The 12,883-nt window shown below is 64.1% G+C and carries 14 protein-coding genes; 6 read left to right on the top strand and 8 right to left on the bottom strand.

What is annotated here, in order from left to right:
• Positions 1–17: 17 nt before the first annotated feature.
• Both FJW04_RS07630 and FJW04_RS07625 read right to left on the bottom strand, forming a co-directional pair.
• Entirely contained in the window at positions 18–1,055 is a 1,038-nt protein-coding gene (locus tag FJW04_RS07630) for a zinc-binding dehydrogenase (protein WP_140713349.1), read from the bottom strand.
• A gap of 43 nt (positions 1,056–1,098) precedes the next feature.
• Complete coding sequence (locus FJW04_RS07625) at positions 1,099–2,340, bottom strand: acyl-CoA dehydrogenase family protein (protein ID WP_140713346.1); 1,242 nt, start codon at positions 2,338–2,340, stop codon at positions 1,099–1,101.
• A gap of 113 nt (positions 2,341–2,453) precedes the next feature.
• On the opposite strand from FJW04_RS07625, the gene FJW04_RS07620 reads away from it, so the two are divergent.
• The 6 genes from FJW04_RS07620 (at position 2,454) to FJW04_RS07595 (ending at position 6,777) form a co-directional block, all read left to right on the top strand.
• Positions 2,454–3,269, top strand: coding sequence for an SDR family oxidoreductase (locus tag FJW04_RS07620; RefSeq protein WP_140713344.1), 816 nt, complete (start codon positions 2,454–2,456; stop codon positions 3,267–3,269).
• A gap of 39 nt (positions 3,270–3,308) precedes the next feature.
• Positions 3,309–3,794: a MaoC family dehydratase gene (locus FJW04_RS07615; RefSeq protein WP_023770549.1), complete on the top strand. Its 486-nt coding sequence runs from the start codon at positions 3,309–3,311 to the stop codon at positions 3,792–3,794.
• A complete protein-coding gene (locus tag FJW04_RS07610; protein WP_140713342.1) occupies positions 3,791–4,825 on the top strand; it encodes a phosphotransferase in 1,035 nt (344 codons plus the stop codon). Before FJW04_RS07615 ends, FJW04_RS07610 begins: the two co-directional genes overlap by 4 nt.
• A gap of 3 nt (positions 4,826–4,828) precedes the next feature.
• Positions 4,829–5,605 (top strand): SDR family oxidoreductase, encoded by a 777-nt coding sequence (locus tag FJW04_RS07605; protein ID WP_140713340.1) that lies wholly within the window; start codon positions 4,829–4,831, stop codon positions 5,603–5,605.
• Positions 5,606–5,696: 91 nt separating this feature from the next.
• Positions 5,697–6,341, top strand: a complete 645-nt coding sequence (locus tag FJW04_RS07600; protein WP_140713338.1) for a TetR/AcrR family transcriptional regulator — start codon at positions 5,697–5,699, stop codon at positions 6,339–6,341.
• A gap of 187 nt (positions 6,342–6,528) precedes the next feature.
• Positions 6,529–6,777, top strand: a complete 249-nt coding sequence (locus FJW04_RS07595) for a DUF680 domain-containing protein (RefSeq protein WP_015315787.1) — start codon at positions 6,529–6,531, stop codon at positions 6,775–6,777.
• Positions 6,778–6,826: 49 nt separating this feature from the next.
• On the opposite strand, the gene FJW04_RS07590 is transcribed toward FJW04_RS07595, so the two are convergent.
• The 6 genes from FJW04_RS07590 to FJW04_RS07565 form a co-directional block, all read right to left on the bottom strand.
• Complete coding sequence (locus tag FJW04_RS07590) at positions 6,827–7,876, bottom strand: Gfo/Idh/MocA family oxidoreductase (protein WP_015315786.1); 1,050 nt, start codon at positions 7,874–7,876, stop codon at positions 6,827–6,829.
• The gene (locus FJW04_RS07585) at positions 7,876–8,661 is read right to left on the bottom strand and encodes a ThuA domain-containing protein (RefSeq protein WP_140713336.1); all 786 of its coding nucleotides are present in this window, start codon (positions 8,659–8,661) and stop codon (positions 7,876–7,878) included. The genes FJW04_RS07590 and FJW04_RS07585 overlap by 1 nt, the downstream gene beginning before the upstream one ends.
• Before the next feature lie 76 nt (positions 8,662–8,737).
• Positions 8,738–8,962 carry a hypothetical protein gene (locus FJW04_RS07580; RefSeq protein WP_041163323.1) on the bottom strand — a complete coding sequence of 75 codons (225 nt, stop codon included), beginning with the start codon at positions 8,960–8,962 and terminating at the stop codon, positions 8,738–8,740.
• Positions 8,963–9,020: 58 nt separating this feature from the next.
• A complete protein-coding gene (locus tag FJW04_RS07575) occupies positions 9,021–9,602 on the bottom strand; it encodes a sarcosine oxidase subunit gamma (protein ID WP_015315783.1) in 582 nt (193 codons plus the stop codon).
• A complete protein-coding gene (locus FJW04_RS07570; protein WP_140713334.1) occupies positions 9,595–12,588 on the bottom strand; it encodes a sarcosine oxidase subunit alpha in 2,994 nt (997 codons plus the stop codon). The genes FJW04_RS07575 and FJW04_RS07570 overlap by 8 nt, the downstream gene beginning before the upstream one ends.
• Positions 12,585–12,881, bottom strand: a complete 297-nt coding sequence (locus tag FJW04_RS07565; RefSeq protein WP_015315781.1) for a sarcosine oxidase subunit delta — start codon at positions 12,879–12,881, stop codon at positions 12,585–12,587. Before FJW04_RS07565 ends, FJW04_RS07570 begins: the two co-directional genes overlap by 4 nt.
• Between the last annotated feature and the right edge of the window lie 2 nt (positions 12,882–12,883).

Raw genomic sequence — 12,883 nt, 5'->3', positions numbered from 1 at the left:
CGCCGCATAAGACGGCATCAGGGCCGGATGAACACCTTGCCGTTGGGCTTGGCCAGTTCCGCCGGCATTCGCGCCATTGCCTCGGCCAGCGGAATGATCGCCGTCACGTCGGTCGACCAGCGTCCGTCGGAAAAACGCTTCTGTGCCTCGAGGACCGCCGGACCTCGCCGATCCCTGGATTGCCGCATCCACTCGCTCAGCCAGAAGCCTTCGATGTGCTTGTGCTGGAAGATCAGCTGGCCAGGCTCGCGGATGATCGTTGCCTCGGGATCAAGCCGGCCGTAGATGATCCAGCGCGCCCTTTTTGGCATCGCGTTGAAGATGGCTGACGCCAGCGGCCCGGTGACGGCATCGAGGAAGATGCGCGGCTGTTCGGCCTTCATCACCTCGCGCAGCGTGGCCTCGAAATCAGGCACCTTCTCGTTGAGGACATGCGCCGCGCCAAGTTGTTTCAGCAACGCGATCTGCTCGTCACGGCGCACCGTGACAACAGGCCGAAACCCTTCCTCCCTCGCCAGCCCGATGATCAGCTTGCAGAGCTGGCTCGCACCGGCGGTCATGACGAAGGCCTTTTCGCCTTCCTGCTTGACGATGTCGAACATGGCGATCGCGGTCAGCGGATTGACGATCATCGCAGCGCCATCCTCGTCTCGAACCGTATCGAGAAGCGGAATGCAGGCCGCCGCCTCGGCGACGGCATATTCAGCCCACGACCCCCAATTGCTCAGACCGGTGGCGAAAGCGACGCGCTTGCCGACAAGGCTTTTGGGATGGGGCTCCTCGCCGATCGCGACGACCGTGCCGACACCCTCGAAGCCGGCCGGACGGCCCTTGGCGCGCGGCTGGCCGTACTGGCCCTTGATGAAGGCGACATCCGATGGATTGATCGAAGCGAGGCTGACCTTGATCAGCACTTGACCCGGTCCCGGCGCAGGCACGGCGATGCTGCCCAGCTCGAGATACGGCTCCATCGCCTCGAGCGCACTGCCGCTCGGCGTCCTCGTATAGCCGTCACCGACCAAGAGCAGCGCCTTCATTTCGGAGGGGATCGTCATTGGCGGTATTCCTTGTTTGTCAGCGTCAACGCGGCCGGGCAGCTCAGATCTTTTCATGGGTGTATTTCTTCAGCTCCATGCGTGCCACCTGCCGCCGATGCACTGCATCGGGCCCGTCGGCGAGGCGCAGCGTCCTGAGATGCGTCCACGAGCGTGCGAGAGGCGTATCCTGGCTGATGCCTTGCGCGCCGAACATCTGCACCGCCTCGTCGGTGACCTTGAGCGCCACGCGCGGCGCGATAACCTTGATCTGGCTGATCCAGGGGGCCGCGGCCCGCGCGTCGCCCTGATCGATCATCCATGCCGCCTTGAGGCAGAGCAGCCGGGCCATCTCGATCTCCATGCGACATTCGGCAATGATGTCGAAATTGGCGCCGAGTTTCGCCAGCTTCTGGCCGAAGGCCTCGCGGCGTATGGAACGCTGGCACAGCATCTCCAGCGCCATCTCGGCCTGGCCGATGGCGCGCATGCAGTGATGGATGCGGCCGGGGCCGAGCCGGCCCTGCGCGATTTCGAAGCCCCTACCCTCACCGAGGATCAGGTTCGACGTCGATATCCGCACATTGTCGAAGCGAAGATGCATGTGGCCATGCGGCGCGTCATCGTCGCCATAGACCTGCATCGCCCGGACCTTGGTCACGCCCTTCGCGCCCGAGGGAACCAGGATCATCGAATGGCGGCGGTGCTGTGGCTCTTCATCGCCGGCGGTCCGCACCATGACAATGTAAATGGCGCAGCGCGGATCACCGGCACCCGACGCCCACCATTTCTCGCCGTTGAGCACATAGTCGCCGCCCTGCCGCTCGCAGCGCATGGAAATGTTGGTGGCGTCGGAGGAGGCGACGTCCGGCTCCGTCATGAGATAGGCCGAGCGGATCTTTCCGTCCAGCAGCGGCTCGAGCCATTCCCGCTTGTGCTCGGCCGAGCCGTAGCGTTCCAGAACCTCCATGTTGCCGGTGTCGGGTGCCGAGCAGTTGAAGGTTTCGGCGCCCAGATGCGCCTTGCCCATCTCCTCGGCCAAATAGGCGTATTCGACGGTGGACAGGCCGTAGCCGCGTTCCGAGCCGGTCAGCCAGAAGTTCCACAGGCCGCGCTCCCGTGCGGTCTTCTTCAAACCTTCAAGGATCTCCCTCTGGCGCTTGCTGTAGACCCAACGGTCGCCGGCCTTGCCGACCTCGCTCAGGAATTCCTTGTCGAGCGGCATGATCTCGTCGCGCACCATGGCCGCGACGCGGGCGTGGATCGGCTTCAACCGCTCGGTCATGCCGAGATTCATCTCCGTCATCGGTCGCTAACCCTTCATGCAGGCCGGGCATTTTGTCAGTGGCAAGGATGACCGTACTTCGGATAGCCTTGTCAACGCGAACTGTTTGCCCGCAGGCCGTGCGGAGGATTGTGATGAGCTATCTGGACGAGCTGTTTTCGGTGACCGGCAAGACCGCGCTGGTGACGGGAGCCGCGACCGGCATCGGCCGCATGGCGGCGACCGCGCTGGTCAATGCCGGCGCCAGTGTGATGATCGCCTCGCGCAAGGGCGAGGACTGCGTCAAGGTGGCCAGTGAATTGAACGGGCTTGGCGCTCCGGGCCAAGCGGAAGGCTTTGCCGGCGACGTCTCCAGCGAAGCCGGCATTGCTGCCTTGGTCGGCGAGGTCAAGGCGCGCACCGGCAAACTCGATATCCTCATCAACAATGCCGGCGTGTCCTGGGGCGCGCCGCTGGAGAGCTTCCCTTATTCGGCATGGGCCAAGGTGTTCGGCGTCAATGTCACCGCGGTCTTCCATCTGACGCGCGAATTGCTGCCGCTGCTCGATGTCGCCGCCAGCGACGAAGATCCTGCCCGCGTGATCAATCTGGGCTCGGTGATGGGAACGCAGCCGCTGGCCGACGACGCCTATTCCTACACCGCCTCCAAGGCGGCCGTTCATCACCTGACACGCACGCTGGCGCTCGAATTCGCCGGCCGCCGCATCACCGTCAACGCCTTTGCCCCCGGTCCCTTCCAGAGCCGTATGACCGCATTTGCCACCGGCACGGACGAGCAGGCCAGGCATGTCGGCGGCCATGTCCCGATCGGCCGCATCGGCACACCGGATGACATTGCCGGCGCAACGCTCTATTTGTGCAGCCGTGCAGGCAGTTATGTCACCGGCGCCATCCTTCCGATCGACGGCGGGCAGTCGGTGCAGCATGGGTTGACCTTGTTCAAGGAATGACATTTTCCGGCCGCAGAAGCCGGAGGTGAACTGGAGGACATGAGCGTGGAACCAATCAGTCTCGATGTGCTTCTGGCCAGTGTCGGCAAGGAGGTCGGCGTTTCGCCCTGGCGGGTGGTCACGCAACGCATGATCGACCAGTTCGCCGACGCCACCGACGACCACCAGTTCATCCACTGCGATCCGGAGCGGGCCAAGCGCGAAACGCCGTTCGGCGGCACCATCGCGCATGGTTTCCTGTCGCTGTCGCTGCTGTCGGCGATGACGTTCGAGACCATGCCGCCGCTGGAAAACGGCAAGATGGGCGTCAATCACGGTTTCGATTCGCTGCGCTTCCTCGCCCCGGTGAAGACCGGCGCGCGCATCCGCACCCGTTTCGTGCTGGCCGACGTCAAGGTCAGGCCGTCGGGCTGGGTGCAGACGGCGCACGACGTGACCATCGAGATCGAAGGCTCCAAAAAACCGGCGCTCACCGCCCGCTGGCTGACGCTGACCTTGCTTGAACGCCAGCCCGAGACAGCATGAGCGACGCCAACGCGCTCGACCAGGCGACGCTCGCGCCTTACCTCGACGCGCATATCCCGGGTTTTTCCGGACTCGCGGCCATCGAAAAATTCAAATCCGGCCAATCCAACCCGACCTATCTCCTGACGGCGGCAAGCGGCCGTTACGTGCTGCGCGTCAAGCCGCCAGGCCAACTCCTGAAATCGGCTCACCAGGTAGACCGCGAATTCCGTGTGATGAAGGCGCTTTCCGGCACCGCCGTACCAGTGCCCGAAATGCTGCACCTGTCGACCGAGGATTCGCCCATCGGCCGCATGTTCTACGTCATGGATTTCCTCGACGGCCGCATCTTCTGGGATCCGGCACTGCCGGAGGCGCACGGCAACGAGGAACGCGCCGCGATCTACGACGCCATGAACGCCACGCTCGCCGCCCTGCACGATGTCGATGTCAAGGCCGTGGGTCTTGGCGATTTCGGACGCCCCGGCAATTACTTCGAGCGGCAGCTGGCACGCTGGACCGGCCAGTACCGTGCCTCCGAAACCGGCGCCATTGCCGACATGGACCGGCTGATCGCCTGGCTGGAAACCCACCTGCCCGTCGATGACGGCCTGATATCGCTGGTGCATGGCGACTATCGGCTGGACAATCTGATCTTTGCGCCGGACCAGCCGAGGGTACTGGCGGTGCTCGACTGGGAATTGTCGACATCGGGCCATCCTTTCGCCGACATCGCCTATCAATGCATGCAATGGCGCCTGCCGCATGCCTCCGGCTTTCGCGGCCTTGGCGGCATCGATCGCCCGGCCCTCGGCCTGCCCTTGGAAGAAGACTATGTCGCTGCCTATTGCCGGCGGCGCGGTCTCGCCGGCATCGGCAACTGGACGTTCTTCCTCGCCTTCTCCTTCTTCCGCCTGGCTGCAATCTGCCAGGGTGTCTACAGGCGGGCGCTGGACGGCAATGCTTCCAATCCGGAAAAAGCCAGGACCTACGGCGAGGCGGTGAAGCTGCTGTCGCACCTCGCCGCCGAGCTGATCGACAAGGAGGACTAAGCAATGGGCCGCTTTGATGGAGCCACGGTGCTGATCACGGGCGCGACCGGCGGCCTCGGCCGTGGCGCCGCCAAGGGCTTTGCCGCCGAAGGCGCCCGGCTGGTTCTCTCGGACCTGGATGAAACGGCCCTGATGAGTTTCGCCGATACGCTCGATACCGAGACGGCGATGCTGGCAGGCAACATTGCCGACGAGGCACTGTCGGAAGCACTGGTGGCGCTGGTGTTGGAAAAATTTGGCCGCCTGGATGTCGCCGTCAACAATGCCGGTATCGTTCAGAGTTTCGTGCGCCTGCCGCAGGTTCCATCGGACGAAGCCCGCCGGGTGGTCGAGGTCGACCTGCTCGGCGTCTTCTACGCCATGAAGCACCAGATCCCGCAAATGGAGCGGCAGTTCAAGGCGACCGGCAAGGGCGGCGCCATCGTCAACATTGCCTCGGCCGCCGGCCTTTCGGGCGCGCCGAAGCTTTCTGTCTATGCAGCCGCCAAGCATGGCGTGGTCGGCCTCACCCGCTCGGCGGCGGTCGAATATGCCAGCAAGGGTCTGCGCATCAATGCCATCTGCCCCGCCCACACCAGAACGGGCATGATAGACGGTTTCGTGAGCGTCTCCGGCGCGCCGGAGGCGGAGGCGTTGGCCGAGCTGACCCGTGGCATACCGATGAAGCGCGTGGCGGAAGTCGACGAAATCACCACCGCCATCCTGTTTGCCGCCGATCCGGCCAATTCCTTCATGACCGGCCATGCGCTGGCCATCGATGGCGGCGTCGGCGCGATCTGACGCCTGCCGCGTGGGAACCCGCGGTGCCCTTGTCCGTTTCCGTACAGCGTATATAATTTAGCCAGGCACCAACCAGACAAGGGCAACGGACTTGCCGCTCAGCGTCCAGAAACGCCGCGAGAAACAAAAGGCCGAACTGCGGTCGGAGCTTGTCGCGGCCGCGCACAAGCTCGTCCAGGAAGAAGGCTATGAAGGCTTGACCATCCGCAAGCTCGCCAAGCGGGTCGGCTATGCGCCGATGTCGGTCTATTCCTACTTCGCCGACAAGCAGGACATCCTGTTCGCGCTGGCCGAGGACGCGTTTGAAACGCTCGCCCGGCGCATCGAGGAACACCCGTCCGACGATCCGATCGAGGCCTTGCAGGCGGTCATGACCGAATATGCCGCCTTCGGGCTCGGCAATCCCAACGAATACCGCACCGTCTTCATGACCGAAAAGACCAAGCTGCCTGAAGGCAGGAGCTACGAGGACATGGAGGAAAGCAACCCGGCAATGAAGGCGCTGATCAGCAGGGTCGAGGCCTGTGTCGCCGCCGGCAAACTGCATGGCGATCCACGCGCCATCGCCACCATGCTGTGGGCCGTCGGCCATGGCACGATCTCGCTTTTGATCACCTTCCCCTTCTACCCTTTCGGCGACGCGCAGGCTTTCGTGAAGCGGATGTGCGACTTCACCCTTGCCACGCTCAGCACGCAAGATGTGCCGCCATTGACCGAGACACCGGTCAACTGCTGAGCGCTATATCCTTTGTTCTCCCAGATTCCGCACCGCCCCTCCAAGCCTTCTGCGGCGACTTTCTTGGTTAACAAAAAACTACCGTACGCGTACGATTTTCTCTTGAACTTCGCGATCGACGGACGTATTTGTACGGAATAACGTACATGTACGAAAAAAATTCACCCGCCGAAACCGGAGACAGGCCATGAAAAAGACACTCCTCACCCTCGCCGCCGTGCTGGCACTTTCGGGCTCGGCCTTTGCCGCCAACGGCACCCACGCGGTCAAGCACGTTCCCGCCGCGACCTGCGTCGACACCAAGACCCATATGAAGCTCGATTGCGCTTCGACCGGCTCAGTCGACAAGAAGGCCTCCACGGAAGCCACGACCGACGGCAAGGGTCCCCGGCTCGGCATCACGGTGAACCCTTGGATCATGCCGAGCGCCTACTGAGATTTTCCGAAAGTCGGTTCTGGCCGGCTCAGCCGGCCGGATGATGATTTCAGCCGATCGAGACCGGCAACTTGGTCGCTGAACTTTCGAAGGCCGCGTCGATCAGCCTTTGCATGTCGGCGGCCCGCCGGAACGACGGATCGCCGTTCTGTCCCGTGTCCAGCGCATCGACAAAGCGCCGGGCGTTGTGCTTGACGCCAGGTGGCGTCAGCGTCCGCCAACGGTGCTGATCGACGTCGTCACCCAGGCAAGCGGACAGTTTCGAAACCTTGCCGTCGGTCTCGACCTTGATCGCGCCCTTGGTACCGTGCAGGGCCAGCGACAAATCATTGCCGTGGCCTGTCGTGTAGCGGCTGGCCATGATCGTGGCCAGCGCGCCTGAACCGAGCCGCGCCGTTATCGCCAAGCTGTCATTGACGTCTAGCACATAGTCGCCGATGCGATCGCCCTCTGCCTTCGGAAACGTCACCAGATCGGCATGCAGGCTGACGATATCCTCGGCCGCCCCATAGGTCGCGAAGTCGAGGATATGGATGCCGACGTCGCCCAGAACGCCTGTCGAACCGTGCCGGCCCGACAGGCGCCACAGCCATTTGTCGTCGACCCGCCAATCGCCCCAGAACTTGCTAACCAACCAGCTTTGCCGGTAGCTCGCCTCGACATGGCGCAACTCGCCGATCTCGCCGGCCTGCACCATGCGCCGCGCCTCCTGGATCACCGGAGTGTTGCGATAGGTGAGGTTGACCATGTTGACGAGCCCGGCCGCCTCGGCGGCATCGCTCATCGCAAGCGCATCGGCGTGGTTCGGCGCCAGCGGCTTTTCACAGAACACATGTTTCCCGGCGGCCAGCAGGGCCAGCGTCGTCGCCTTGTGAACCTGGTCGGGCGTGGCGTTGATGGCGGCATCGAACTCGCCCCAAGCGATCGCCGCATCGAGGCTTTCAAAGAAAGTGCCTATTTTGTTGGCGGCTGCGAACGCCGCCGCGCGGCCCGGCAGGTGGTCCACGCAAGCGACGATGGCGCAGCCCGGGACCTGACCGAACTCCTCGATATGATGCGCCGCGATCCAACCGGTGCCGAGCAAGAGCAGGCGGTGCATCAGCTCAGTCCCTTGTCACCGTCCGCATGCAGGCGCAGGCCTTTCTGGACGATCTTCTCCTTGGCCTTGTCCGTCGGCACGTTTGGCGCATTGGTGATGCCGGACCAGGCCGGGGCCGGGTTGTGCGCCCAATGCACGGCGTTGCGCAGCACCTGCTGAACGCCTTCATTGTGATAGATCGGATAGGTCTCATGGCCCGGCGAGAAGTAGAAGATTTTTCCCGCCCCGCGCTGATAGGTCAGCCCCGATCGGAACACCTCGCCGCCTTCGTACCAGGAGATAAATACCGTCTCCAGCGGCTCAGGCACGGCGAACGGCTCACCATACATTTCCGTCTCGCCGATCTCCAGGCATTCGCCGATGCCTTGCGCGATCGGGTGGCCGCGGTTGATCGCCCAGACACGCTCGCGCTCGCCCGCCTCGCGCCATTTCAGCGAACAGGGCGTGCCCATCAGCCGCTTGAAGATCTTCGAGTAGTGGCCGGAATGGAGCACGATCAACCCCATGCCTTCCCAGACCCGCTTCTGCACGCGCTCGACGATCTCGTCCTTGACCTCGCCGTGGGCGGCATGGCCCCACCATAAAAGCACGTCGGTAGCGGCCAGGCGCGTGTCGCTCAGGCCATGCTCGGGTTCCTGCAAGGTGGCGGTGGTCGCTTCGACGCCCTTGTCCTGGTTGAGTGCGGCGGCAATGGTGCCATGCATACCCAGCGGATAGAGGTCGCGCACGGCGGCATTGGTCTGTTCATGGACGTTTTCACCCCAGACAACGGCTCTAACAGGCATTTTTCCTCTCCAAAGCGCTTTGAATATCGCATCCACGGAGGTCTTGGGAAGAGGCCGTCAGCCAAAAATTCTGAAATCAGGGTTTGCGGGTCTTGCGGCCGGGGACGGTCTTGGCCTTGCCGGGTTTCGCCGGTGCTCCAGGAATGGACGACCCGGTAATCGACACGGGATCGCTGGCCGGGAACGTGTCCTCGAGGCCTTCCTCAAGTTCCTCTTCGGCGTCGGCCTCGTAATGCCGCTCATGTTCGAGCGAACGGACCGCCGCGGTTTTCGGCGATTTCGGCGCGGACTTCGACGGCATCGGCATCTCTCCCTCGACTGTCGCCGCTCAACGGACGCGGGCGGCAAACGTTCCGGGGTCAGCCGGCGGCGTCGCGGGCTCCCTCGGACAGGAAAGTAAAGACATAGTCCGAGAAGGAACGCCAGCACTCGACCCGGAAGGCCTCGTCGGCCGTGCGCAGCAGCACGATCTCGGCCTTGCCGAGAATGGTGCGCGAAGCGGCGCCCACCGGGAAGGCGTCGAGCGACAGGTCCTGCGGGCAGCCCGAATTGATCGCGGCTTCCGCCGCCGGACCGGCGACTAAAATCGCGATGTTGCGATGCGAGATCCCGACCGACGAATGCAAGGCGGAAACTCCTGCGCAATCGGCGAGTGGGTCCTTGCCGGCCTCGTCGATGACAAGCCACTCGTCCGGGCCAAGCCACAACGCCGTACGCCCGCCCTTCGACGCCGAGGTTTTCGGCTTCTTCGGCAAGGTCAGGCCGAGCGCCTTCGACAAAGCGGCGACTGAAGCCTCCGGGGCGCGCAGAGAGATACGCTCGGCCGGCGGCAGCACTTCGACCTTGACACTCGTTGCGGAGACAGTGCGCCCGGCCAATGCCGGACGCCGCTCTGCTGATGATGAAGCCATCGTGGCCGTCTTTGCAGCAGCCTTAGCCATTGAGGCGCCCTCCCGTCTCGTCGAAGAACACCATGCCGGTAACCTCCACTTCGATGACCCCGTTCGGCATCGGTACATAGAGCGTGTCGCCCATCCGGTCACGGCCGCCGGCCACCAGCCCCAGCGCGATGGAACGGCCGCAATTTTGCGACCAATAGCTCGACGTGACATGGCCGATCATCTTCATCGGGATCGCCTGTTTGGGATCCTGGACGATCTGCGCGCCTTCTTCCAGCACCACCTTTGGATCCTTGGTCTTCAGGCCGACCAGTTGCTTGCGCCCCTTGGCGACGAGATCAGGCCGCGTCAGGCCGCGAATGCCGACGAAATCGGCCTTCTTCTTGCCGACCGCCCAGTCCAGACCGGCATCGTTTGGCGTCACCGTACCGTCCGTATCCTGGCCTACGATGATGTAGCCCTTCTCGGCGCGCAGCACGTGCATCGCCTCGGTGCCGTAAGCGGTGGCGCCATGCTTCTGGCCCTCGGCCCACAACGCTTCCCAGACCGCCTGGCCATGGTCGGCCGGCACATTGACCTCGAAACCGCGTTCGCCGGTGAACGACATGCGGAACAGCCTCGTCGGCACGCCGCAGATCTTGCCCTCGCGCACCGACATGTGCGGCAGCGCCTCGTCGGACATGTCGATGCCTTCGACCAGCGGCGCAATGATCTCGCGCGACTTCGGCCCCTGGACGGCAATGACCGCCCACTGCTCGGTGATTGAGGTCAGCCAGACATTAAGATGCGGGAACTCGGTCTGGAGGTAATCCTCCATGTGGTTCATGACGCGCGGCGCGCCGCCCGTCGTCGTCGTTACATGGAAGCGGTCCGGCGCCAGCCTGCCGACGACGCCGTCATCATAGATGAAGCCGTCCTCGCGCAGCATGATGCCATAGCGGCAGCGGCCGGGCTCCAGCTTCTCCCACGGATTGGTGTAGAGCAGTTCCATGAACTTCGCCGCGTCGGGGCCGACCACTTCGATCTTGCCCAGCGTCGACGCATCGAACAGGCCGGCCTGGTTGCGGACGGCGACGCATTCGCGGTCGACCGCCGCATGCATGTCCTCGCCTGCCTTGGGGAAGTACCAGGCGCGCTTCCACTGGCCGACATCCTCGAACACCGCGCCTTGCGCCTCGGCCCAGGGATGGATCGCGGTTCTGCGTGTCGGGTCGAACAGCGGCCCACGCGCGTGGCTGACGATCGCGCCGAAGGTGACAGGCGTGTAGGGCGCGCGGAACGTGGTCAGGCCGACTTCCGGGATCGGCTTGCCCAGGGTTTCGGCGGCAATCGCCAGTCCGTGCATGTTAGAGGTCTTGCCCTGGTCGGTCGCCATGCCGTTGGTGGTGAAGCGCTTGACATGCTCGATCGAGCGCATGCCTTCATGCACCGCCTGGCGGATGTCCTTGGCGGTCACGTCGTTCTGGAAATCGACGAAGGCTTTCACCGTCGTGTCCGGCCCGGCGCCGGGGCCAGCACCCAGCATGCCGCGCGACCAGCTTTCCGAGGCTTCGACCTTCGGCTTGGTGCCCTTGGACGCCTTGCCGCCTGTTTCTTTCGCCGCCTTGGCGCCCGCCGCATAGGCCTCGTGCACGGTCGCCGTCAGGCCGTCGGTGCCGTTGCAGGCGCCGACCGACACGCAGTCCTGCGCGTAGGTGCCAGGCACGAAGCGCTTGGTCTCGTCGTTGAAGGCAACCTTGCCGCGCGATTGCGAGAACAGATGCACCGACGGCGTCCAGCCGGCGGACATCAGGATCGCATCGACGGGAATAGTGCGTTCGCTGCCGCCATTCTTCGGCTGCACCGTCATCGACGACACGCGTAGCTTGCCGCCGGCGCGGATCACTGCACGGCCGAAATTGATCTCGATGCCGAGGGCCCTGGCCTCATCGATCACCGGGCCGGTCGGGTTGTCACGCAAATCGACGATCGCCGCCACGTTGATGCCGGCCTTCTTCAGGTCGATCGCGGCGCCGTAAGCCGAATCGTTGGCGGTGTAGACGCCGACATTCCGGCCAACCGCGACACCATAATGGTTGAGGAAGGTGCGCGCCGCACCCGCCAGCATGATGCCGGGCCTGTCATTGTTGGCAAACACCATGTGACGCTCGATGGCGCCGGAGGCCAGCACCACGCGCTTGGCGCGGACCTGCCAGAGCCGTTCGCGCGGCAGATCGTGGCCGGGGACCTTCAGGTGATCGCTGACGCGCTCGACCAGACCGACGAAATTCTGCGCGTAATAGCCGAACGCCGTGGTGCGCGGGAGCACCCGGACATTGTCCATCGCGCTCAGTCTGGCGATCGCCGCTTGTGCCCAGGCAAAGCCGTCCTGGCCGTCGATCTTCGCACCAGATTCGAAGCGCAGGCTGCCGCCGAACTCGGCTTGCTCGTCGGCCAGGATGACGCGCACGCCGGTCTCCGCCGCGGCAAGTGTCGCCGCGATGCCGGCCGCGCCGCCACCCAGCACCAGCACGTCGCAATGGGCGTAGCGCGAGGAATAATGGTCGGGATCGGGTTTGTCGGGCGAAACACCGAGGCCGGCGGCTTCGCGGATCTTGGGTTCGTAAAGGCTCTTCCAGGCCGCCTTCGGCCACATGAAGGTCTTGTAGTAGAAGCCGGCCGAGAACAGCGGCGAGGCCAGGTCGTTGACCGCGCTGACATCGAAGGACAGCGACGGCCAGCGGTTCTGCGAATTGGCGGCGAGCCCGTCATAGAGCTCCTGCACGGTGGCGCGCACGTTCGGCGTCTTGCGCGCGTCGTCGCGCACGATCTGCACCAGCGCGTTCGGCTCCTCCGCGCCGGCCGACAGGATGCCGCGCGGGCGGTGGTACTTGAACGATCGGCCGACCAGATGCACGCCATTGGCGAGCAGCGCCGAGGCCAGAGTGTCCCCCTCGATGCCCGCGTAGGACTGGCCGTCGAAGCTGAACCGCGCGGTCTTGGCCTGGCTGAGGCGTCCGGCGCCGGGAATGCGCAACGCGCCGCTCATTTCGCTACTCCGGGCAGCTTGGAGGGTTTCGGTTCGCCGGCCTTGTAGGTCATGACGAACTTGTCAGTGACGGTGTCACGCACCGCGTTGAAGAAGCGCGCGCAGCCATGCATGTGGCGCCAGCGCTCATAGATAATGCCCTTTGGATTGGAGCGGATGAAGAAGAACTTCTCGAAGTCGTCGTCGCTCTCGCCTGATATGTTGGCCGAGCGTGCGATGTGCGCCTCGCCGGCGTTGCGGAATTCGAGTTCCGGGCGCTCTTCCTCGCAATAGGGGCAGCGGATGAGAAGCATCG

This window comes from Mesorhizobium sp. B2-7-3, assembly GCF_006440715.1.
GTDB classification, from domain to species: Bacteria; Pseudomonadota; Alphaproteobacteria; order Rhizobiales; family Rhizobiaceae; genus Mesorhizobium; species Mesorhizobium australicum.
This window is presented reverse-complemented; position numbering and strand designations above follow the sequence as displayed.